The 22,240-nt window shown below is 70.5% G+C and carries 20 protein-coding genes and 2 tRNA genes; 13 read left to right on the top strand and 9 right to left on the bottom strand.

The features are described 5' to 3' along the window. Nucleotides 1-22: 22 nt before the first annotated feature. From AQI94_RS23840 to AQI94_RS23830, 3 genes are all read left to right on the top strand, one after another. Nucleotides 23-253, top strand: a complete 231-nt coding sequence (locus tag AQI94_RS23840) for a hypothetical protein (RefSeq protein ID WP_031041437.1) — start codon at nt 23-25, stop codon at nt 251-253. Between the two features lie 249 nt (nt 254-502). Next, entirely contained in the window at nt 503-946 is a 444-nt protein-coding gene (locus AQI94_RS23835) for a glycine-rich domain-containing protein (protein ID WP_031041433.1), read from the top strand. 68 nt (nt 947-1,014) lie between these two features. Continuing rightward, a complete protein-coding gene (locus AQI94_RS23830; protein ID WP_031041430.1) occupies nt 1,015-1,851 on the top strand; it encodes a protein kinase family protein in 837 nt (278 codons plus the stop codon). 841 nt (nt 1,852-2,692) lie between these two features. Here the strand turns inward: AQI94_RS23830 and AQI94_RS42350 are convergent. Beyond that, nucleotides 2,693-3,190 (bottom strand): GntR family transcriptional regulator, encoded by a 498-nt coding sequence (locus tag AQI94_RS42350; protein WP_063760154.1) that lies wholly within the window; start codon nt 3,188-3,190, stop codon nt 2,693-2,695. 171 nt (nt 3,191-3,361) lie between these two features. Between AQI94_RS42350 and AQI94_RS23820 the strand changes: the two genes are divergently transcribed. From AQI94_RS23820 to AQI94_RS23790, 7 genes are all read left to right on the top strand, one after another. After that, nucleotides 3,362-3,712 (top strand): SCO3933 family regulatory protein, encoded by a 351-nt coding sequence (locus AQI94_RS23820; RefSeq protein WP_031041424.1) that lies wholly within the window; start codon nt 3,362-3,364, stop codon nt 3,710-3,712. After that, nucleotides 3,709-3,921: a hypothetical protein gene (locus AQI94_RS23815; RefSeq protein WP_031041422.1), complete on the top strand. Its 213-nt coding sequence runs from the start codon at nt 3,709-3,711 to the stop codon at nt 3,919-3,921. The genes AQI94_RS23820 and AQI94_RS23815 overlap by 4 nt, the downstream gene beginning before the upstream one ends. Continuing rightward, on the top strand, nt 3,918-5,324 hold the full coding sequence (locus AQI94_RS23810; RefSeq protein WP_031041419.1) for an FtsK/SpoIIIE domain-containing protein: 1,407 nt from the start codon (nt 3,918-3,920) through the stop codon (nt 5,322-5,324). Before AQI94_RS23815 ends, AQI94_RS23810 begins: the two co-directional genes overlap by 4 nt. Before the next feature lie 58 nt (nt 5,325-5,382). Next, nucleotides 5,383-6,081, top strand: coding sequence for a DUF2637 domain-containing protein (locus tag AQI94_RS23805; RefSeq protein ID WP_031041416.1), 699 nt, complete (start codon nt 5,383-5,385; stop codon nt 6,079-6,081). A 151-nt stretch (nt 6,082-6,232) separates the two neighbouring features. Next, nucleotides 6,233-7,696, top strand: a complete 1,464-nt coding sequence (locus AQI94_RS23800) for a replication initiator (protein ID WP_031041413.1) — start codon at nt 6,233-6,235, stop codon at nt 7,694-7,696. After that, on the top strand, nt 7,693-7,875 hold the full coding sequence (locus tag AQI94_RS23795) for a helix-turn-helix domain-containing protein (RefSeq protein ID WP_031041410.1): 183 nt from the start codon (nt 7,693-7,695) through the stop codon (nt 7,873-7,875). Before AQI94_RS23800 ends, AQI94_RS23795 begins: the two co-directional genes overlap by 4 nt. Beyond that, on the top strand, nt 7,875-9,158 hold the full coding sequence (locus AQI94_RS23790; protein ID WP_031041408.1) for a site-specific integrase: 1,284 nt from the start codon (nt 7,875-7,877) through the stop codon (nt 9,156-9,158). The genes AQI94_RS23795 and AQI94_RS23790 overlap by 1 nt, the downstream gene beginning before the upstream one ends. Nucleotides 9,159-9,249: 91 nt before the next feature. Here AQI94_RS23790 and AQI94_RS23785 read toward each other — a convergent pair. Continuing rightward, a tRNA-Arg gene (locus AQI94_RS23785) sits at nt 9,250-9,322 on the bottom strand. Between the two features lie 209 nt (nt 9,323-9,531). Beyond that, nucleotides 9,532-9,622 (bottom strand) — tRNA-Ser (locus AQI94_RS23780). Between the two features lie 153 nt (nt 9,623-9,775). On the opposite strand from AQI94_RS23780, the gene AQI94_RS23775 reads away from it, so the two are divergent. Then, nucleotides 9,776-10,204 carry an SSI family serine proteinase inhibitor gene (locus AQI94_RS23775; RefSeq protein ID WP_031041404.1) on the top strand — a complete coding sequence of 143 codons (429 nt, stop codon included), beginning with the start codon at nt 9,776-9,778 and terminating at the stop codon, nt 10,202-10,204. Nucleotides 10,205-10,374: 170 nt separating this feature from the next. Continuing rightward, nucleotides 10,375-14,904, top strand: a complete 4,530-nt coding sequence (locus tag AQI94_RS23770; protein WP_107119430.1) for a PAS domain-containing protein — start codon at nt 10,375-10,377, stop codon at nt 14,902-14,904. A gap of 229 nt (nt 14,905-15,133) precedes the next feature. Here the strand turns inward: AQI94_RS23770 and AQI94_RS23765 are convergent, their stop codons facing one another. Next, nucleotides 15,134-15,718, bottom strand: coding sequence for a TetR family transcriptional regulator (locus AQI94_RS23765; protein ID WP_031049287.1), 585 nt, complete (start codon nt 15,716-15,718; stop codon nt 15,134-15,136). Between the two features lie 136 nt (nt 15,719-15,854). Here AQI94_RS23765 and AQI94_RS23760 point away from each other — a divergent pair, with 136 nt between their 5' ends. Beyond that, nucleotides 15,855-17,048, top strand: a complete 1,194-nt coding sequence (locus AQI94_RS23760; protein ID WP_031049286.1) for an MFS transporter — start codon at nt 15,855-15,857, stop codon at nt 17,046-17,048. Between the two features lie 104 nt (nt 17,049-17,152). Here AQI94_RS23760 and AQI94_RS23755 read toward each other — a convergent pair whose 3' ends face one another. The 5 genes from AQI94_RS23755 to AQI94_RS23735 form a co-directional block, all read right to left on the bottom strand. Continuing rightward, nucleotides 17,153-18,832: a long-chain fatty acid--CoA ligase gene (locus tag AQI94_RS23755; RefSeq protein ID WP_031049284.1), complete on the bottom strand. Its 1,680-nt coding sequence runs from the start codon at nt 18,830-18,832 to the stop codon at nt 17,153-17,155. Nucleotides 18,833-19,018: 186 nt separating this feature from the next. After that, entirely contained in the window at nt 19,019-19,576 is a 558-nt protein-coding gene (locus tag AQI94_RS23750) for a SigE family RNA polymerase sigma factor (protein WP_031049282.1), read from the bottom strand. A gap of 161 nt (nt 19,577-19,737) precedes the next feature. After that, entirely contained in the window at nt 19,738-20,904 is a 1,167-nt protein-coding gene (locus tag AQI94_RS23745; RefSeq protein ID WP_031049280.1) for a lipid-transfer protein, read from the bottom strand. Beyond that, complete coding sequence (locus tag AQI94_RS23740) at nt 20,901-21,290, bottom strand: MaoC family dehydratase (protein ID WP_031049278.1); 390 nt, start codon at nt 21,288-21,290, stop codon at nt 20,901-20,903. The genes AQI94_RS23745 and AQI94_RS23740 overlap by 4 nt, the downstream gene beginning before the upstream one ends. After that, on the bottom strand, nt 21,287-22,237 hold the full coding sequence (locus tag AQI94_RS23735; RefSeq protein ID WP_031049276.1) for a bifunctional MaoC family dehydratase N-terminal/OB-fold nucleic acid binding domain-containing protein: 951 nt from the start codon (nt 22,235-22,237) through the stop codon (nt 21,287-21,289). The genes AQI94_RS23740 and AQI94_RS23735 overlap by 4 nt, the downstream gene beginning before the upstream one ends. Nucleotides 22,238-22,240 lie beyond the last annotated feature (3 nt).

Here is a 22,240-nt window from a genome sequence, read left to right as displayed (position 1 = left end):
GGTCGGCACGAAGCTCGTGTGCATGGCGAGCAACCAGCAGACCAGGCCAGGCATCGGCGAACTGGCGAAGGACAGTGCCAGCAGACGCATCGGCGTCGTCATGGGTGAGATCGGCGGTCGCGTGCAGATGCGGCCAATCCCTGGAGGCAGGGAGTGGGATGCCATGCCGGACAACGTCGTCGCGCTCAGCGCTCGGGAAGAACTGAACGCCCGTCTGGCAACGAGGAACGGCAACAGTCGGGTCGGGCTGTGATGCGCGCCGTCGGCCGGTATGCCGGGGTCCTGTTCATCATCTGCATCAGCGGCTCGTGCGGCTTGGTGATCGGCATGGCCCTCGGCACCGGCCAGTACTAGACCGGCCGCCCCGAGCGGGTGCCACGTACGGCTCCCCGTCCCCGTTCGGGGCCGGCCTCCGATCCCGCTGGCGATCGCCTTCGAGTTGAACTCGGCGATCGAGGCGGCAGGTAAGTGCCCTGCACCACTTCACATGAGGAGACGGCACATGACAGCAACGGCGAGCGTGCAGAGGACCGGTCGCGCGGTCGCAGGTGAGGAGTTGTTCGAGAGCCTCGCCCACTTCGTGGTCACCCACAACAGCGAGTCGGCCGAGCGTGCCGAGCGGATCGCGGACCAGGCGGTGGCCTTCGTGGTCACGGCGGCAACTGCCACCGTTTCCATGGTCCCTTCGGACGATGTCGACCTCGGCCTTCACGCACTCATCCTGCACACCAAGGAGTACGCCCAGCTGTGTGAGCGGTACGCGGGCCGCTTCCTGCATCACAACCCGAAGCCGGGAGGCGGGGCCCGCGACCCGGAGAAGGTCGCGGGCTCGGCCCGTGCCATGAAGGCCGCTGGATTCGCGGTCTTCGACGACTTGTGGACCGTCGACGGCACGAACCTCGCACAGTGCGACTCGGACTGCGGCCGTCCCTACGGTGACGCGTAGCACCAGACAACAGCGGTGCGGTCGGCCCGGGTTGGTGGTCGGCCGCGTCGCCGGAAGGAGAGAGGACGTTGTCCGACTCAACCCCTGAAATGCCGATTGTGGTGCTCGACGCGCTCATGCCCACGGAACAGCGGCTGGTCCTGAGCCGTCGGGGCTCCACGGTCTGGGAGGTGGACGGCCCCCGTGGTCACTACGCCGTGAAACTCGGCTATCCGATCGAGGCCACTGGGGAGTGGCCGGCCCAACCCTGGACCGCGCTTGCGCCCGCACGCGAAGGGGCCGTGCTGCACCGTCTCGGCTCGGGTGAGGTCGCGTACGGCGAGTGGGAGCGTGGAACCTGGAACTTCCAGCCGTGGCACGAGGGGCCAGACCTGTACCGGATCTGGGAGCCCTGCCGCAGGCGGGGCTCATCCATCGCGCCGCACTACAGCGTGGCACTGGGCTGCGTCGAAGCGCTGGCAGAACTCCATGTACGGGGCTGGGCACACGGCGACGTGCAGCCTGCCCACTTCATCATCGGGCCGGTACGAACTCATCTCATCGACCTCGCGCTAGCTCGCGGCGGGCAGGTACCTGAGAGTTACGACTTCCCGTTCCGCGGCTGCCTCGTCCACTACGAGGCACCAGAGATCGCTCGCAGCGTGCTCGACATCGGAGAAGCCGAGCCGACGCAGGAGGCCGACATTTACGCCCTCGGGGCGTCCCTCCTGATCTCAGCCACCGGGTGGCGAGCGGTCGAGTACCCGGACGACGCTCCACGCGCCGTCCAGAGAGAAGCAGTGGCGAACGGAAGGCGCCGTGCTGTGAAGGCGCCCGGTGAGCTGGGCGATCTGGTCGACGCGATGCTCAGCCACGCTCCCGAAGATCGGCCAACGATCTACGAGGTGGGTAAAGCCCTGAGCTGATCCCACGGCCCGTTTCACCGAGCCTGCTCGCGCGGGCGGCCGACAGCAAGAGACCGGACCACCCTCAGCCTGGACAGCATTCCGGGTGGTCCGGTCATGGAAGTCCTGATCAGGACCCCGGTGCCGATGGTACCGGGGCAGTCGGCGTGCTCGGATTCGGGTGCGGCTGCAACCCCTGTCAGCTGGCGTTGCGTTGGGGAGGAGGGCGGATGAACGACGGTCATCGGGCGCACAGTTCTGACCTGGACCACCGAAAGTCAGCCACGACGGCGAGTCCGCCGAACAAGCACCCGTCATGTATGTCTCCAGCAACCCTGTTCCGGCATCAGCCACGTTTCCAGATTTCGGAACGAGGGTCACCAGGGCGGCGGGGTCGTGCCTGCTCGGCCTCGGCCTGGTCCTTGGTCTGGGTGAACCGCTTCCTGCCCTGGCTGTCTGACTCGGCGGTACTGCGCGCTGAGCGGCCGGGGGCCGGCGCAGCGGTGGCGGAGACAGGGAGCGGCGGCGGCCCGTGGCCGCCAGCGCGCGCGGTCCGCCGCAGGCGGGCCGCCTTGATCCAGTAAAGAAACTCTGAACAGCACCGCAGCGAAGTAGTCGATCGACCTGGGAGAGACACGGATGCGGCGGGCGGGCCCCGACGGAGCGAGCGAGTGCGGCACGCAACGACGGCACGGTGGCAAGCGAGGAACGATGACCGAGCACATACCGGACAACGAAATGGGGTCGACCAGCATTCACGGCGGGGACACGGATCAGGTGGTCGCACTGATCGAGGAGATGCGGGCCATGGTCGCTCGCCTCAGCAGAGAGACAAGGGAGTTGCGAGAGGAAGTGGCCCAGTTCAGGACTGCGGCTTCGGCTGCTGAGCTGCCTTCAGTTCCTCGACCTCACGCCGCAGTTCCTGATGATCGGCACTGAGAACACGGATCTCGTCACGTAGTGCGGTGAGTACCTCGGCAAGGGTGGTCCCGGCGACTTCGACTGCTTCGGCGTCGTCGGGCTCTCCCTCCCTCGCCCCTGACTGGCCAGCGCTCGCGTCCTTGTTCGCCAAATACCAGGCTGGAGCGTTGTAGTTCGCCGAGGGCTCCCCGCCGGCGTTGTGGTCAGCGACGAAGCTGCCCCGCCCGTGGATCGTGTAGATCAGGCCCTCATCGCGCAGCACGTTGAGCGCGGACCTGGCGGTCATGTTCGCCACGCCGAAGCGTTCTTGTAGCTCGCGGATGGACGGCATCTGCTCGCCCGGCTTGATCCGCCCCTGCAAGATGTCGCGCCGAATCTCGTCGGCAGCGTGCTGATAGGGCGGCCGGCGATCGTGCTTGCTCTCTGGCGCGGGGCTCATGGCCCAAGAGTAGCGATTCCTAGCAGCCCTAGCACACCCCACTGACATAGGTGGCCTACGTCAGTTGAAGCCTAGCTCACTCGATTCACTTGACTCTGCTAGGTCTGCTATGTTCAATGGAGAGCACGCCCCACCACTCCGGTGGAGCGCAATCGAAAGGACTCAACTCCCATGGCACGCATCCGCGTTGGCCTGCTCCCCACGTCCTCGTTCATGGTCGGCACCCTGCCGGTGCCGAAGTACGCGGACCAGGAGAAGACGCAGTTCGCCACCGACCGTGAGACCGGCGCGAAGCTCTACACGATCACCCTCTTCTTCATGGAAGAGGACCGTGCCGAGGCCCTGAAGATCACCGTCCCGGAAACCGGCCTCCCCAACGGCCTCCGGCCGGGTGTCCCGGTCATGCCGGTGGAGCTGTTCGCCACACCGTGGGCGCGCATCTTCAACGGCTCGCTCTCGGACGGCATCGCCTACCGCGCGGACCGCCTGGACCTGGTGGCCCCGGCCGCTGAGGCGGCGTGAGCGGCACCACTTCCCGGTCCGGCGCTGAGCGCAGCTACCCGCTGCCTCACGCCGGGCCGGATGCCCGGTTCACCGAATCACTCGTGACCTCGGTGGCGGCTGTGCTCGTCGGCTACGGCTACCCCCGCCTCGACCGCCCGGCGGATCGGGCGGCCCTCGAAACAGCCCTCGGGGCCTTCCTCTACAACCCGTTGGAGAAGCGCACATGAAGGATCCGAACCCCCCGGCGGAAGGCATCTTCGGTCACGTCCCGCTCGTCGTCGCCCTCGCGCTCGCCGTGCTTGTCGGATGGGCAGTCTGGTGGGTGGTCCGCTACGTTCGCGCCGATGCCATGACCCGGCAGTCCATACGGCAGGCCATTCGCGTGCGGTGGGGCTGGAAGCGGCTCGCACCCATGCTCAAGCTGTCCGCCACGGACAAGACCCCGACCGCGCTGGCGTCGCTGGCGAACACGAACGGCAAGCCCATCAAGCCGCGCGTCCTCATCCCCTCCCTGAAGGTGAAGCACGACGCGTACGGAGTGATCGCTCGGGCGCAGTGCCTGCCTGGCGTAGGGCTGCAGCAATTCCAGAAGGCGGGTCCACACCTAGCGGACGCCTGGCGGTGCACGCGAGTGGCGGTCACCCAGGACAGTCCTGGGCAGGTCCTCATCCGGGGTGTGCGACTGGATCCGCTGAAGTTTCCCACCGAGCACCACCCCACGGGTGAGCCACCGGAGGAGACAGCCCAGTGGGATCTGGGCCTGGACGAGTACGCACAGCCCGTGTCCGTGAACCTCACTCAGGTGCCCGGCGTGACCGTGGCCGGCCTACCCGGCTTCGGCAAGACCAGCCTGATCAACCGGCTCCTCTCCGACTGGGCGCCCTCGCCTGCGGTGCAGTTCGCCTGCGCGGACGGCAAGGTGTCGGCTGCCTATGAAGGCGACTACGCGGACTGGGTACAGCGCATGTTCGCCTTCGTGGGGGATGACCTGGAAGAGGCCAACAAGCTGTTCCGGCACCTGGTGGAGCTCCGCCGCGCCCGGTCGGCGTCGGTGCGCCACGTGCTCGGCGTGAAGTCCATGTGGGACATCGGCCCCTCCGAGAGCTGGCCCCTCGTCGTACTGATCATCGACGAAGCACACACCTACTTCCGCGACCACAAGGGCAGCGACCAGCAGACGAAGAAGCTGGCCGCGCTCGCCGCCGAGAACGCCCGGCTCGTGGAAGACCTGGTTAAAAAGGGCCGGTCCGTGGGACTACTCGTCATCCTCACCACTCAGAAGTCCACCGGCGACGCGATCCCCACCTTCATCCGCGACGTCTGCCCCGTAGGTCTGAGCTTCGCTCAGAAGACCGCCGAAGCCGCCGTGGCCGCTCTCGGCGACGAGATCCGGGAATGGCCGGACGCCAACCCGATCAACCTCCAGGACCCCACCTACGTCGGCGTCGCGTCGATGAACCACCAGTCGCAACCCGGCTTCACCCGCATCCGTACGCCCTACGTACCCGACACGGAAGCGGCTCGGATAGCCGAAGAAACGGCCGACCTGACCACCCACCCGTACGCCCTCCTGGAAGCCGTCCTCGGCCCTCGCATGGCGGATGTGGATCTTACGAAGCTCGACGCCTGACCAGCCCGACGTACGCCCTCGCACGTCCCTGATACCTCAGGAGAGGAGGTGAACACTCATGGCAGAAGACCGGATCACACAGCGCACCATCACCGCCGTCATGATCGTCATTGCCGCGCTGGCATTCGTCTTCTCCTTCGGCAACGTCTGGTCCCTCGCCCTGCGCCTCGGCGTGCCCCGCCCGATCGCACCGCTCATCGCCCCGATGGTGGACCTATCCGTGGTCGGCCTCCTGGTCGCACTCCGCTACCTCTCTCTACGCGGTCTCCCAGCAGAGCAGATGACGTCTGCCACGCGCCTCATGCACTTCTCCGGACTGCTGACCCTCGCCCTCAACGTCGCCGAACCGATCGTCGCCGGACACTACGGCCGTGCCGCCGTCGACGCGGTCGCCCCGCTGCTCCTCCTCGGCTGGGGCACCGTCGGCCCGCAGCTCCTGCGCGCCTTCCACACTGTTGCGCGCCCCGCCGCATCAACTCCCCTGCCGAACGCGATCGGGTCGGAGCCTGAGACGACTTCCGACGTCTCCCGTCCTGCGGTGCCGCTCACCGTTCCTGCCCCGGCCTCGGTCGCTCCTCAGATCGCCCCGGCTCCCGCTTCACCCGCAATCAAGGTTCCTGAGCCGCTGCTGACCGAAGCACGCTCCATCGCAACGTCTCACCACACCGAGCACGGTGAACCGATCACGGCAGCCCAGCTCAAAACGCGACTCGGGATCGGCCTGCCCATGGCCACCGCGTTGCACGCCGCTCTGTAGCGGCTGCTCCCCTTCGCCGGCCTCTCCGGCACTTCCCACCGCCGCCCACCCCTGGGCCCGACCTGCCATGCCTGCGGGCAGCAGCCCGAGCGCACTGAATCGCTGCTGCCCGCAGGCCCACCCTCGTGCCAGAAAGGACTCTCCGCCACTCATGCGCCGCCCCCTCGACCTGCGCCACGTCATCAGCCCCGGCCTGCGGCACCTGGTCGAACTGGCCAACACGGACGACTTCGACCGAGTCGCCGAACAGATCCGCGACCTTCGCGGCTGCACCAGTCCCGTCAACCTGCACGGCTGGACAGTCACCACCGACCAGACCACCAAGCAAGTGGTCCGCTCCTACCGCTCCGAGGACGAACCCTCCGGACGCCTCCTCACCACCTGCGGCAACCGCCGCGCCTCCCGCTGCCCCTCCTGCTCCCGCGTCTACGCGGCCGACACCTACCACCTGATCAAGGCCGGACTGTCCGGCGGCAAGAACGTCGCCGAAGCCGTCCGCGACCACCCTCGTGCATTCGTCACCCTCACCGCCCCGTCCTTCGGCCCCGTCCACAACCGTCCGACGACCGACGCGGGCAAGCCCCGCCCCTGCGCATGCGGCGAGAGCCACCTCCAGGACGCTCCCGAACTCGGCACCCCACTCCGTCCAACGAGCTACGACTATGCCGGGGCCGTGTTGTGGAACGCTCACGCCGGGGCTCTGTGGGCACGCTTCACCACCTACCTGCGCCGCGCCCTCGCCGAACACCTCAGCATGACGCAGAAGGCACTCAACGCGGCTCTCCGCGTCTCCTTCGCCAAGGTCGCCGAATACCAACAACGCGGCCTGGTCCACTTCCACGCGGTCGTCCGCTTCGACGGGCCCGATGGCCACACCACCTCGCCCCCGGCCTGGGCAACCTTCGATACCCTCCGGGTCGCCGTCGGCCTGGCGGTCGAGCGGGCCCGGCTCACGGTCGAGTCGGACGCGGTCGGCGAACGCATCATCCGGTGGGGCGACCGCTTCAAGGTGGACCAGATCTCCGCCTTGGGGGACGGCGAACTCACGGATGCCAAGGTCGCCGGATACGTGGCCAAGTACGCGACCAAGAACGCCGAAGGCGCGGGCACCGTGGACCGCACCCTCGTATGCCGCCCCTGCGTCGGACGCGGCTACGTACGCGGCCCGGACGGATTCCGCGACCTGTGCGCCGACTGCGACGGCACCGGCCAAGCCGAACCCCTCACAGACCTCCCCGTCCAGCAGCACGCCCGGCAGATGATCCGCACCGCCTGGGCCCTCGGCCACCTCCCCGAGTTCGCCCACCTCAAGCTCTGGAAGTGGGCTCACATGCTCGGCTTCCGCGGCCACTTCTCCAGCAAGTCGCGCGCCTACTCGACCACCCTGGGCGCACTCCGCGATGTACGCCGCGCCTGGCGAACGGCTCAGGCCGAAGCCGCCCGCATCCGGGCCGGCCTCCCCGTCGAGGACGAGAACACCACCCTCGTCACTGCTTCCTCCTGGACCTACCTCAGCAGTGGCTACAGCCCCGGCGAAGAACTCCTCGCTGCCCAGGTCCGCCACGACATCGCCCTCACCCAACGCGCCAAACAGGAAGGGCTGCTGCCTGCATGACGACGGCCGTGCTCACCGTGGACCAGGTCGCCGAGCGTCTCGGCATCAGCCGCTGGAAGGTCCACGACCTGATCCGCTCCCGCGAACTCGCCTCCTTCAAGATCGGCCGCTGCCGACGCATCAGCGAAGCCGCCGTGGACTCGTACATCTCCCTCCGTACCGAACAGGAAGCCGCCTGATGGCCCAGTCGAAGAAGAACGCCAACAACGAGGGCACCATCTACCTGCGCAAGGACGGTCGTTGGGAGGGAAGCGCGTACGTCCTCACGACAGACGGCACATACAAGCGGCGCAGCGTCTACGGCAAGACCTGGGATGACGCCCACGAGAAGCTCACCAAGCTCAAGGCGAACTCCCTCAGTGGGCTCCCGGTCGCCACCAACAAGATGACGATTGCCGAGTATCTGGCCTACTGGCTGACGAACGTTGCGCAGGGCAAGGTCCGCCGGACGACCTACGTCAACTACGAATCGCTCGTTCGCAACTACGTCACCACGGAGTTCGGCCGGAAGAAGCTGGTCCGGCTGACCGCCCGCGACATCCGCGCCTTCCTCGCGAAGACGGCCGTCACCTGCCAGTGCTGCGCGCAGGGCAAGGACAAGAAGCGTCCGGAGCACAAGCGGCGCTGCTGCGCCCTCGGTAAGTGCTGCAAGAAACTCCCCTCGGACCGTACTGTGCGCTTTCTGCTGGTGATCATGCGTGCCGCTCTCCAGCACGCCGTACGAGAAGACGAGTTGCCCCGCAACGTGGCTCGGAACGTGGAGCTGAGCATGGGAACGAAGCGCGAGATCGAACCACTGACGGTCAAGGAGGGCCGTCAGCTCCTGGCGGCGGCTCGTGACAACCGGCTTTGGGCCGCGTACGAGCTGGCGGTGCGCATCGGCCTGCGTCGCGGTGAGCTGCTGGGCCTGCGCTGGTCGGATCTCGACCTTCACGACGGCGTCCTCACCGTCCGACAGGCTCTACAGCGGGTCGGCGGTGAGCTGCTGATCGTGGCTCCGAAGACGCAGCGCTCGGCGCGACGCGTGGCCCTGCCGTCCGAGTGCGTGACGGCGCTCCGTGCTCAGCGCGCCCAGCAAGTCGCCGATCGGAAGAGTGCGGGCGACAACTGGAAGGGGACGGGGCACGGTCTGGTCTTCACGACGAAGAACGGGACCCCGATCGAGCCACGCAACCTGAACCGCTCCTTCGAGGCGCTGTCCCTACGGGCCGGCGTCCGCAAGGTCCGCTTCCACGACCTTCGACACACCTGCGCCTCGCTCCTCCACGAACAGGGCGCCGACGCCCGCATGATCATGGAAGTCCTCGGCCACAGTTCGATCCGCGTGACCATGGACATCTACACGTTCGTACGGCTCGATTCGCAGCGCTCCGCGTTCGATCGCGTCGGGGATGCTCTAAGGGGTGACGGCAACGACCCGGACGATGACGACGGCGCGGCCGGTGTCCCGGTAGCCGTCTGATCGACTTCCAAAGGCGGTTGCCGTCAAACACTGCCGTCAAGACATAAAGCAGAGGCCCTGTGGATCACTCCACAGGGCCTCTGACGTGCTGTGCACTCGGCAGGATTCGAACCTGCAACCTTCTGATCCGTAGTCAGATGCTCTATCCGTTAAGCTACGAGTGCTTGTTCTGTTTTCTCGCCGTTTCTTGCCCTTCCGGGCCGCTCGCGGCGACAGGAAGAACATTACATGACTGCCGCTCGCATGTGAAATCCGTTTGCCATACCCGTTGTGAGCTGCGGAAACGTACATCTGAGCGAGATCCGGAACGACCGGGAACGGCCGGGAACGACGAAGCCCCGGTCGCTCGGACCGGGGCTTCGGTGATCTTGCGCGGAGGCGGAGGGATTTGAACCCTCGATGGGATTGAAGTCCCAAACCGCATTAGCAGTGCGGCGCCATAGACCGGACTAGGCGACGCCTCCAGCACAGCCGCCCGCGCGAGCGCGAGTGGTGCGTGCAGATGATGACACAGCCGAAGGTCGCGCCACCAATCGGCTCCCACGGTACTAGGCAGGCGGGGCGCAGGGCAAAGTGCTTCCGCGCAACGTCCGGCCTCGTCCGCCGTTAGTCAGGGCATGTCATACGTCACCCCGTTCCGCCGGCTCGCCCGCTCGATCCCGCTCCCCCTGTTCCTCGCCGCCCTGGCGCCCGTCCCCGCCTCGGCGTACACCGAGGCCGGCGACCACCTCACCGTCACCGTCCGGGACGCGGGCAGCGGGGCCGACGGGACCTTCGAGGTCGACTGTCACCCCGCGCGCGGCACCCACCCCGACCCCGTGGGCGCGTGCGCCGGGCTGGACAAGAACACCCGGTGGGGGCGCGACACCTTCGCCCCCGTCCCCGAGGGCAGCGTCTGCACGATGCTCTACGGCGGTCCCGCCACCGCCCATGTCACGGGGACCTGGGCCGGTCGACCCGTGGACGCCCGGTTCGACCGGAGCAACGGATGCGAGACCGCCCGCTGGGACCGGTTCGTGCCGCTCCTCCCCGGCATGGGCACCTAGCCTCCGGGAGGCGGTCACACGTTCTACTTCACTTCGTCGTGCGACCTCCCTCTCATCCGGCACCCCCGCGCAGGCGCTGCGCTTAGACTCCCTCGCGTGACACGTCGCGGGCCCCTTGGCAAGATGGCCCGAGCGGTCGGCAAGGTGCGGTAACAGGGAGGAAGCGTCTCGTGAGCAGCAGGCCATCCCGAGGCGCTGCTCGCCTCGCAGCCATACTCGACGCGCTTCCCGACGCGTTGGTGCTGGTCAACGCCAATGGGACCGTCGTCAACGCCAACACCATCGCGCTGGAGGCCTTCGAGGCGCCGGGCACCGCGCTGGTCGGGCGCGGGCTGCTCGATCTGCTGCCCCACTTCGACTCACGGCTCATCCCGGGCTCCATGCGGCGGCCCGACCACATGGACCCGCGCGGGCGGACCAAGCCGACCCGGATGGTGGCGCGCAGGACCGACGGCAGCGAGTTCCCCGTCGAGGTCACCAGCGCCAACCTGGAGAACGGCCAGCAGGCCTACGACGGTTACGGCTACAGCGGCGACGAACTGCTCATGCTCGTCGTACGGGATCTGACGGGGACCGTCGACACCGAGGCCGAGCTGGCCCGTTCGCAGCGGCAGACCGAGATGATCCTGCGGGCCGCCTCGGAGGGTGTCGTGGGGACCGACACCGACGGGCGGATCGTGCTCGTCAACCCGGCGGCCGCTCAGATACTGGGTTACCGGGCCAGCGACCTCGGCGGCCGCGAGCTCCACGACCTCATCCTGCACGCACGCGCGGACGGCACCCCCTTCCCGTACGAGGAGTCCCCGCTCGCCGACACCCTGCGCTCCGGACGCAAGCACCGGGTGCGCGGGCAGGTGCTGTGGTCAAAGAAGGGCGACAAGGTCCCGGTCGACCTGACGACCGCGCCCGTGCGCGACGGCGACCAGCTCGTCGGCGCCGTGCTCACCTTCACCGACCGGCGGCCCTACGACGCTCTCGCCGACGAGAAGTCCACCGCGGAGAAGGCCCACGCGCAGGAGCTGGAGCGGCTGGAGGAGGAGCACGCCTCCGAGCTGACCGCGCTGCGCCAGAAGCACATCACCGAGCTGGAGGAGCTCCAGGAGCGCCACGACGAGGAGATCGCCGCGGGCGAGGAGCGCTACGCCGCTCTCGGGGAACGCGAGAAGGACCGCTACGAGGCCCTCGCCGGTCGGCACGACCAACTACTGACGCTGCTGGGACGCTCCTTGCGCGGGCCCCTCGACGAACTGCGGCGCGAACTGTCCGCGCTCGCCGCCGACGACGCCGGACAGCTGTGGCCCGAGGCCAACCAGGTCCTGCATCACCTCTCGGCCGGCTACTCCCGCATCACCAACCTCATCGACAACGTCCTCGGCTACCAGCGCCTCGACGCGGGCACCGACGTCGTCGTCCGTACGAACGTCATGCTCGACGCGGTCGTCGCCGCCGGTGTGGACGGCGCGGTCGAGCTCATCGGGCCGGGGCGCGTCCAGTTCGCCGTGCACGCGCCGCCCATCGAGGCCGAGGTCGACGCCCAGCGCCTCGCGACCGCGCTCGCGCATCTCATCGCGGACGTGGCCGGGGTCGACGCGACCGGGAACTCTCCCGTGTCCGCGGGCGGTTACATGGACAACACGGTCGTGGTCGCGGCCGCGCTGCGCGGCGAGAGCGTGCGCATCGAGGTGCGCGGGCCGTACGCCGGGGGAGACCCGGTGCACGAGCCGATCGTGCGGGGCATCGTGCGCGCTCACGGCGGTGTGCTCCAGACGCACGAGGTGCCCGGCATGAGCGGCAGCGCGTACGTCCTCGAAGTGCCCATCGGCGGTGGCGCGGGGGCCGTCGCGGTTCCCGGTCCGGCCGCGCTGGAGGCCGGGCCCCAGGAGGGCGCCCCCGTCGAGAGCGCCCCGGCCGAGGGCGGCGGACGGCGGCGGGCCCGGCGCTCCTCCACCGACTCCTTCCTGGACGCCGACGTCCCCTCCGGGACCGACGACTCCGTCGCGCCCACCGGGCGGCGCAGGCGGCGGGCGGCGGGCGAGCAGGACCAGCAGCAGGTGTCCGTACCGGCGCAGGCCTCCGGCGACGACGGGGACGGCTCCGGCGGTACCGGGCGGCGCCGCGGGCGGCCCGCCGAAGGTGCCGAGGGCGCCGAAGCCGGGGTGGCCGAGGGCGCCGTGGTGATGGCCTCCGAGCACGGCGCCGGTTCCGCGGCCGCGGGCACCGGCCTGGGCGGGACCGTGCCGCCGCAGGGCGTGCCCGTACCCGCCGGGCACCGGGCCCGGCAGGACGGTGGCGAACAGCACGCGCTGCCGGCGGCGTTGCCCGCGGGCGGCTCCGCCGAGGCGGGCCGGCCGCAGGGGCAGCTCCAGATCGCCGGGCAGGGCCCGTCCGGTGACGGCACACCGCAGCAGGACGGACGGCGGCGGCGCGCCCTCGCGGCCGCCTCCGAGCGCGCGGCGGCGCAGGAGGCCGCCCCCCGCTCGGTGTTCGCCCTCCCGCCCGCCGACGCGGACCGACCGGCCGACGGCACGGACCCGACGGGACCGGCTCAGGTGCAGGCTCAGGCGCAGGCTCCGGTCCCGGGACAGGGGCAGGGCCAAGTACAGGGACAGGCTGCGGTGCCGGGGCAGGTTCCGGGACAGGCCCACGGGCAGATCCCGGGCCAGGTCGCGGGACAGGGGCCGCTTCCTGGACAGGTGCCGGTGGCGAGTCAGGGACAGGTGCCGGTCCCCGGTCAAGGACTGCTGCCGGGTCAGATTCCGGCACCCGGTCAGGCCCAGGTCCCCGCGAACGCGCAGGTGCCCGGCCCGGTCCAGGCCCCGGGTCAGGCTCCGGCCCCCGTTCCCGCCAACGGCCTCGCGCAGCCCCACCCCGCCGACGTTCACGGTGACGAAGGCCGGCACGATGCCGTGCCGCACGACCAGGCCGACGACCACACCCCGCCGCAGCCGCACCCCACCAACGCGCCGACGGGCCGCCGTCGACGGGCCGTGGCCCAGCCCGCGGAGGCGACGGCCGGTACGCCCGCGCAGGGGGTCCAGGCTCAAGCCCAGGCCCAGGCCCAGGCCCAGGCTCAGTCCGGGCAGGGTGTCCCGGCAGCCGCCGCCGGTCGGCCCGTGCCCGTGGGAGTTCCTACGGCACCGGCCCAGCAGGTCCCCGGCGCGGTGCCGCCGGCCCAGTTCCCGGGCGTCGCCGTGCAGAACGCGACCGGACAGGCCGGCCTGATCCCGCAGGCCGCACCCGCCCCGGCCTCGCCGCTCCCCGCGGCCCCGGACCTTCCCGCACCGGCCCCCGGCATGCCGCTCCCCGCCGAGGCACCCCAGGCACAGGTGCCGGCACCGGCACCGGCACCGGCCGCTTCCCAGCCATGGCCCGGTGGCCACGACGCCTCCGGTGCCGGCGTCCCCGTACCGGCGAACGGCGCCGCCACCGCCGTACCCCCGAACCAGGCCGCGCCCCAGCCCGCGCAGGCTCCCGAAGCCGGTCAGGCCGCTCCGCCGCCCGGCACGCCGTCGGCGCAGCCGCTGCCCGCCGAAGCCGCGGTGGCACCCGCCGCGCCCGTCGACCCGAACTCCACCCAGGGCCGGGCGATCAGCGTGCGCACCCTCGGTCAGGGAGTTCCGTTCACCCGGCAGGCGGCCCAGGTGCAGCAGCCGGGGACGGCCACGCCTCCTCCGCACCAGTCCGGTGGGTCGGGGCGGCGGCGCAAGCTCGGCACCCGGCCCGACCCCGCTGCCGCCGCGACCCCGGAGACGGGAACGCGTCCGGCGGCCGAGCAAGCGGTGTCCGCACCGGCGCAGGCACCGCAGCCGTCGCTCGCCGGGCAGTCGCGGCTCGCGCACGCCACCGAGGCGGCCGGGCGGTCGTACGCCATAGGGGCACCGGACGAGAACGCCGCCGAGGGGCCCGAACCGCTGGACGGTCCCGGTGGGGCCGTCGAGATCCCGGACACCCCGCGGCCGCAGCCGATGGACGACGAACTGCCCCCGGAGCCGCTGGACAACCCGCGGCGGCTGCTGGTGTGGCCCGCGCCGGACGTGACGACCCAGCAGGCGCTCAGCGACCGTGGGTACCGGCCCGTCGTCGTGCAGTCGCGCGAGGAGGTCGACGCGCAGATCGCGGCGTTCCCGGCCGCGCTGTTCGTGGACCCGCTCACCGGGCCGATCACGCGGACCGCGCTCCAGTCGCTCAGGCAGGCGGCGGTGGCGTCCGAGGTGCCGATCATGGTGACCGCCGGGCTCGGCCAGGCCTCGCGGGAGGCGGCGTACGGCGCCGATCCCGCCGTCCTGCTGAAGGCGCTGGCGCCCCGGGACACCGAGCAGCACCCACCGCGGGTGCTGCTGATCGAGGAGCACGCGGAGATCGCGCTGGCGCTGACCGCGACGCTGGAGCGGCGGGGGATGCAGGTCGCCCGCGCGGCCAGCGACGCGGACGCGGTGACGTTGGCGGGGCAGCTCAGGCCGAACCTGGTCGTGATGGATCTCATGCAGGTGCATCGGCGCAGGGCGGGGATCGTGGACTGGTTGCGGGCGAACGGGCAGCTGAACCGGACGCCGTTGGTGGTGTACACGGCGGCTGTGGATCAGGCGGATCTGCCTCGGCTGGCGTCCGGGGAGACGGTTCTGTTCCTTGCCGAGCGGTCGACGAGTGCGGAGGTTCAGGCGCGGATCGTGGATCTGCTGGCCAGGATCGGGACGAACTGAGGGCGCCGTCGGTTCTTGAGGCGCCGTCCGAGGGGGCGTTGCGGGTCGTCCGGCGGCTGCGGCGCCGTCGTGGCTGGTCGCGCAGTTCCCCGCGCCCCTAACAGCCCCTACCCGCGCCCCCGAAAGCCCCTGCGCGCCCCCCTGAAAAGCCTTCCGCGCGCCCCCAAGTGGCCCCCAAATGGCCCTTCCGCCCGTCCCCAACGGCCCTTCCCCGCGCCCCGCAACACCTCTAATCGGCCACCAGCCGCCGTGCCGCCTCTCGCACCGACGCCCGTAGCCGTTCCCGGTCCGCGGGCTCCCCACCCACCAGGATCCGCTTCATCTGCGGGACCACCGCGGCCCAGTTGGCCACGGCGATCAGCAGGAACAGCAGGTCGCGGGGTGGGATGGCGTCGGTGACCACACCGCGGGCCTGGCCGTCCCGGAGGGTCTCGACCTTGAGGCGGTAGTGCTCCTGGCGCTCGGCCTCGTCGGGGAGTTCGGTGCCGGAGCCGTACTCCAGGCCCTCCCAGAAGAGCAGCCGCAGCACCTCGGGGTGGGCCTCGTGGTAGTCCATGAGGCGGTCGATCCAGTTCTCGATGTCGTCCGGGTCGACCGGGACGGCGACCGCGAGGTCGAGCATGGCCTTGCCCAGCACCTTCGTGAACAGTTCCGCCTTGTTGCCGAAGTAGGCGTAGATCAGCTGCTTGTTGGCCTTGGCCTGAGCCGCGATGCGGTCGATGCGGGCGCCCGCGATGCCGTGCCGGGCGAACTCGGCGACCGCCGCCTCGAAGATCCGGGCTCGGGTGGCCTCGGGGTCCCTGGTTGCTGCCATGGGGCCAGGGTAGGGGCACGCCAGGCAAGTAACCAACTATTTGGTTGACAGGGAATGGGAAGCCTTCCCAGACTGTTGAGCCGTTCGACCAACCAACCAGTTAGTTGTTAGACCTGACTCGAAGGGTCCCCCGGTCATGCCGACAGCAACCGTCACCACCGGACGGTCCACCCAGGCCCCCGCCCGGCGCGCGGATTCGCTCCTCCTCGTCCTCATCGCCGTCTGCACCGCCGTCACGGCCGCCAACATCTATCTCGCGGCCCCGCTGCTCCCCCTCATCGCCCGCGACTACGGCTCGACCCCCGCCGCGGTGGCCTGGGTCGCCTCGGTCGCGCAGTTCGGCTACGCCTTCGGCCTGCTCGTCTTCGCGCCGCTCGGCGACAGCGTGAACCGGCGGCGCCTGGTCGCCGCCCTCTCGCTCGTGACCACCGCGGCCCTGACCGCCGCCGCGCTCGCCACCGGCACCACCGCCCTCGCCGCCGCTGTCCTGGTCGCCTCCGCGGCCACCGTCGTCCCCCAGCTGCTGGTCCCGCTGGTCGCCCAGCGGGCCCCCGCCGACCGCCGGGCCCGCCATGTCGCTGCCGTCATCGCCGGCCTGTTCACCGGGGTCGTCGCGGCCCGGGTGCTCGGCGGGCTGATCGGACAGGCCTTCGGCTGGCGGGTGGTGTTCGTGGGCGCGGCCGCCCTGACGGCCGTCCTCGGGCTCGCGACGGCGTACGCCCTGCCGGCGGAACGGACGCGCCGCTCCGGCCCGCTCTTCTCGGGCCTGACCACCCTGCCGTCCGTCGTGCGCCGCTCGCCCGACCTGTGGCGCGCGTGCGTGCGGCAGGCAGGGATGTACGGCGCCTGGAGCGCGCTGTGGACCTCGCTGGCCCTCCTGCTGACCGGCCCTGGGTACGGCCTGTCGACCGCGACCGCCGGGCTCTTCGGCCTCTTCGGGCTGGCCGCGAGCGTCGTGGCGCCACTGGCCGGCGGGTTCGTGGACCGCTTCGGCGCCGCCAGGGTCGTACGGTCGGCGTATCTGCTCGCGGCCGTGTCCGTACCGCTGTTCTGGCTCGGCGGACACGTCATGTGGGCCCTGTTCGTCGCGGCGATCGCCGTCCACGCGGCCCTGGTCGCCTCCCACGTCGCCAACCAGACCCTCGCCCTGACGACGACCTCGACCCCGGCCACCGCCAACACGGCGTATGTCGTGGCCGGGTTCGCGGGCGGCGCGACGGCGTCCGCACTGGCGGGGTCGGCGTACGGATGGTGGGGCTGGGGCGGGGTGTGCGCGGTGGCGGGGGTCTGGCTCACGCTGGGCTGGATCGCCACTTCGGTACGGCGATGACAAATGCGGTACGGCGAGGACGGACACGGTACGGCGGTCAGGGCCCCCGGTTCTCGTTCAGGGCGCCCTGACCGCCATGTCCTCCGGGTCTCCCGGCGCTGTGGTCAGAGCTGGGTGATGTCCAGCTCCCCCTCCGCGTACCGCCTGCGCAGCACCTTCTTGTCGAACTTTCCGACGCTCGTCTTCGGGACGGCCTCGATGATCGACCAGCGCTCCGGGAGCTGCCACTTGGCGATCTTGCAGACATCGCTCGCCAGGAAGGCGCGCAGGGACTCGAAGTCGGCGGTGGAGCCCTCCTTGAGGACGACCGTGGCCAGGGGGCGCTCACCCCACTTGTCGTCGGGGACGGCGACGACGGCGGCCTCGGTGACGTCCGGGTGGGACATCAGGGCGTTCTCCAGCTCGACCGAGGAGATCCACTCGCCGCCGGACTTGATGACGTCCTTGGCGCGGTCGGTGAGGGTGAGGAAGCCGTCGGCCGAGATCGTGCCGACGTCGCCCGTCTTCAGCCAGCCGTCCTCGCTGAACTTGTCGGCGGGGCGCAGGGGTTCGGCGTCCGGGCCGTTGTAGTAGGCGCCGGCGATCCAGGGGCCGCGGACCTCCAGCTCGCCCGCGGACTCGCCGTCCCAGGGCAGGCGCTCGCCGCCGGGGCCGGTGAGGCGGGCCTCGACGCCGGCCGGGAAGCGGCCCTGGGTGAGGCGGTACGCGAACTCCTCGGGTGTGCCGACCACATGGGCCGGCGGGCGGGCGATGGTGCCGAGCGGCGAGGTCTCCGTCATGCCCCAGGCGTGGCAGACCCGCATGCCCAGCGCGTCGAAGGCCTCCATCAGGGAGGGCGGACAGGCCGAGCCGCCGATGGTGACCTGGGTGAGGGAGGAGACGTCACGGGGCTTGGCGGTGAGCTCGCCGAGCAGCCCCTGCCAGATGGTGGGGACGGCGGCCGCGTGGGTCGGCTTCTCGCGCTCGATCATCTCGGCGAGGGGGGCGGGCTGCAGGAAGCGGTCCGGCATCAGCATGTTGACGCCGGTCATGAAGGTGGCGTGCGGGAGGCCCCAGGCGTTGACGTGGAACTGGGGGACGACCACCAGCGAGGTGTCCTGGTCGGTCAGACCCATCGACTGCGCCATGTTGACCTGCATGGAGTGCAGATAGATCGAACGGTGGCTGTAGACCACGCCCTTGGGGTCGCCCGTGGTGCCGGAGGTGTAGCACATGGAGGCGGCCTGGCGCTCGTCCAGCTCGGGCCAGTCGTACGTGGTGGGCTTGCCGGCGATGAGGTCCTCGTACTCGTGCACGCGCGCGTGGGAGCCGTCGAGGGCCGTACGGTCGCCGGGGCCGCAGACCACCACGTGCTCGACCGTCTTGAGGTGCGGGAGCAGCGGGGCGAGCAGGGGGAGCAGCGAGCCGTTGGCGATGACGACCCGGTCGGCGGCGTGGCCCACGATGAAGGCCAGCTGGTCGGCCGGGAGGCGGAGGTTGAGGGTGTGCAGGACCGCGCCCATGGAGGGGATCGCGAAGTAGGCCTCGACGTGCTCGGCGTTGTTCCACATCAGGGTCGCCACCCGCTCGTCCCCGGCGACCTGGAGGTCCTCGCGCAGGGCGTGCGCCAGCTGGGCGGCCCGGGCGCCGATCTCGGCGAAGGAGCGGCGGTGGGGCTCGGGCTCGCCGGTCCAGGTGGTCACCTGTGAGGTGCCGTGGATCGACGACCCGTGGGTCAGGATCCTGGAGATCAGCAGCGGTACGTCCTGCATCGTGCTCAGCACGGCGTCCTCCCGGGGCGACATTGCCTACGCGGTAGTAAGGGTTGCGCCGATTCTGCGCACATACCGCGCGGTATGTCACTAGAGCCGGGCGATCGATCACGTCACGATGCCCTCACAACGGCCGGCCGTCACCCACGGTTCCCCGGTGTTCCTGGCTGTTCCCAGCTGTGCCTGGCTGCTCCTGACGGGGGCCGCGCCTGGCCGCTCCTAGCGGGCGAGCACCAGCTCGGGGTCCTCGCGGAGCTTGCCCAGCGCCCGCGACACCGCCGACTTCACGGTGCCGACGGAGACCCCGAGCACCTCGGCCGTCTGCACCTCGCTGAGGTCCTCGTAATACCTGAGGACGACCATGGCCCGCTGCCGGGCCGGCAGCTTCATGATCGCCCGCCACATGGCGTCGTGCAGCGCCTGCTGCTCGGCGGGGTCGTCGCCGCCGGGCACGGGTTCGGGCTCGGGGATCTCGTCGGTCGCGAACTCGTCGACCTTGCGCTTGCGCCACTGCGAGGTGCGGGTGTTCAGCAGGGCCCGGCGCACGTATCCGTCGAGGGCCCGGTGGTCCTCGATGCGCTCCCAGGCGACGTAGGTCTTGGTCAGGGCGGTCTGCAGCAGGTCCTCGGCGTCGCTCGGGTTCGCGGTCAGCGACCGGGCGGTACGCAGCAGCACCGGCTGGCGGGCCTTCACGTACGAGGCGAACGAGGGGTACGCGAGGGTCTGCGTCGCCGGTACGGCGGCCTTCGAAGCGCTGGTGCAGACGGGTGTGGTCATGGCTCCACGCTAGATTCGCGACCACCCCCCGCTCATCGGCCACAGGTCCCGAAGAGGACTCCCCCTCAGGTTGTAGAAGTGGGGCTGACTGCACCTCCTGAAGGTGGACGAGCAGGGCCCGTCTACTGCGGGATCACCCCTGGGGGCTACCCGTCTGAGGGCTACCCGTCCACGGTGAGCACCAGCCCGGACGTGGGTACCCCCGTCCCCGCCGTCACCAGCACCCGCCCCGCCTCCGGCACCTGGTTCACGGCCGTCCCCCGCAGTTGTCGTACGGCTTCCGCGATGCCGTTCATCCCGTGGAGGTAGGCCTCGCCCAGCTGGCCCCCGTGGGTGTTGAGGGGGAGCGCGGCCCGGCGTACGAAGTCCGCGGCCTCGCCACGCCCGCAGAAGCCGAACTCCTCCAGCTGCATCAGGACGAACGGGGTGAAGTGGTCGTACAGGATCGCCACGTCGATGTCCTCGGGGGCCAGGCCCGAGGTCCGCCACAGCTGGCGGGCGACGACGTTCATCTCGGGGAGACCGGTGAGGTCGTCGCGGTAGAAGCTGGTCATCTGCTCCTGGGCGCGGCCCGCGCCCTGGGCGGCGGCCGTGATGACGGCGGGCGGGTTCGGGAGGTCACGCGCGCGTGCGAGCGAGGTGACGATGATCGCCTGGCCGCCGTCGGTCTCCTGGCAGCAGTCCAGGAGCCTGAGCGGCTCGACGATCCAGCGGGAGGACGCGTGGTCGGCGAGGGTGATGGGGCGGCCGTGGAACCAGGCGGCCGGGTTGGTGGCGGCGTACGCGCGGCCGGTCACCGCCACCTGCCCGAAGGCCTCCGGACCGAGGCCGTGGGTGTGCAGATAGCGCTGGGCGGCCATCGCCACCCAGGAGGCGGGGGTGAGCAGGCCGAAGGGCAGGGGCCAGCCGAGGGCGGCTCCCTCGGCGGAGGGCTCGCGGTGCTGAACGCCGGAGCCGAAACGGCGGCCGGAGCGTTCGTTGAAGGCGCGGTAGCAGACCACGACCTCGGCCACGCCCGCCGCGATCGCGAGCGCCGCCTGCTGGACGGTCGCGCAGGCCGCGCCGCCGCCGTAGTGGACGCGGGAGAAGAAGGACAGCTCGCCGATCCCGCAGGCCTGGGCGACGGTGATCTCCGGGCTGGTGTCCATGGTGAAGGTGACCATGCCGTCCACGTCGGCCGCGGTGAGCCCGGCGTCGTCGAGCGCCGCGCGGACCGCCTCGGCGGCCAGGCGCAGTTCGCTGCGGCCGGAGTCCTTGGAGAACTCCGTGGCCCCGACGCCGGCGATCGCGGCCAGGCCGCCGAGCCGGTCACGCGCGCGTGTGCTCATTCGGCGTCCTTCAGGGAGAAGGTGACCGTCCCCGTCACGTGGTTGCCGATGCCGTTGGATCCGACGATCCGGACCGTCGCGGTGGTGCCTTCGACGGTCTCCACGGTCCCGCTCAGCACCATGGTGTCGCCGGGGTAGTTGGGCGCGCCCAGCCTGATGGCCACCTTCTTGAGCACGGTCCGCGGGCCGAAGTGGTCGGTGATGTAGCGCCCCACCAGGCCGTTCGTCGTCAGGATGTTCATGAAGATGTCCGGGGAGCCCTTCTGCCGGGCCGACTCCGGGTCGTGGTGCACGTCCTGGTAGTCCCGGGAGGCGATCGCGCCCGCGACGATCAGGGTGCGGGTGATCGGGATCTCCAGGGGTGGCAGCGCGTCGCCCGTTCTCATACGGCGGCCTCCTCGGCGACGTCCCTCTCGGCGGCGCGGAAGACCGGAAGGGTGAGGTCACCGTCGTACGACTGGAAGGCAAGCCGTACCGGCATCCCGATCCGCACCTTGTCGTACGGCGTCCCGACCACGTTGCTGATCATCCGCACGCCCTCCGCGAGTTCGACGAGCACGACGGCGTAGGGAGGGTCGAAGGCCGGGAAGGGCGGGTGGTGCATGACGACGTACGAGTAGACGGTCCCCTCTCCGCTCGCCTCGACCGTGTCCCAGTCGGGGCCGCCGCAGTGGGCGCAGCCAGGCAGCCACGGGAAGCGGAGGGCCGCGCAGGCGGTGCAGCGCTGGATGAGGAGCCGGTGCCGTTCGACGCCCTCCCAGAAGCCGGCGTTGTCGCGGTTGACGACGGGGCGGGGCCGGGGAGGGGTCTTCCTCGCTTGTGCGGGCGCGTACTTGAGGATGCGGAAACGGTGGGTGCCTACGAGGGTCTCGCCCACGCGGACGTCGGTACGGGTCGTGACGAAGTGGCCGGTACCGAGCCTGGTGGTCTTGCGCTCGGAGACCGACTCGATGACCGTGTCGAAGGTGATCTCGTCGCCGGGGCGCAACGGCTGGAGATACTCCTGCTCGCAGTCGGTGGCGACGACCGAGGTGCAGCCCGACGCGTCCAGGAGCGCGAGGAGTTCGTCGTACGCCTGGGCACGTCCGGTGTGTCCGCCGAGGCCGCCAGGGCCGCCCAGGCCGCTCATCGTCCAGGCCTGGAGCATGGTGGGCGGGGCGATGGCCTCCGGGCCGGTGTACGCCGGGTGGGCATCACCCAGGGCTTCGCACCAGTGGCGGATCATGGGCAGGTTGACGGGGTCCTTGCCGGTGGCGGAGACAGCGGCGGGGCGCCCTTCGTAGGACTTGAGGCGGGTCTGCAGATCGTGTGCCGGGGGGTGGTCCTCGGGCACGGC

Source organism: Streptomyces pseudovenezuelae (assembly GCF_001513955.1).
In the GTDB taxonomy this organism is placed as follows: domain Bacteria; phylum Actinomycetota; class Actinomycetes; order Streptomycetales; family Streptomycetaceae; genus Streptomyces; species Streptomyces pseudovenezuelae.
This window is presented reverse-complemented; position numbering and strand designations above follow the sequence as displayed.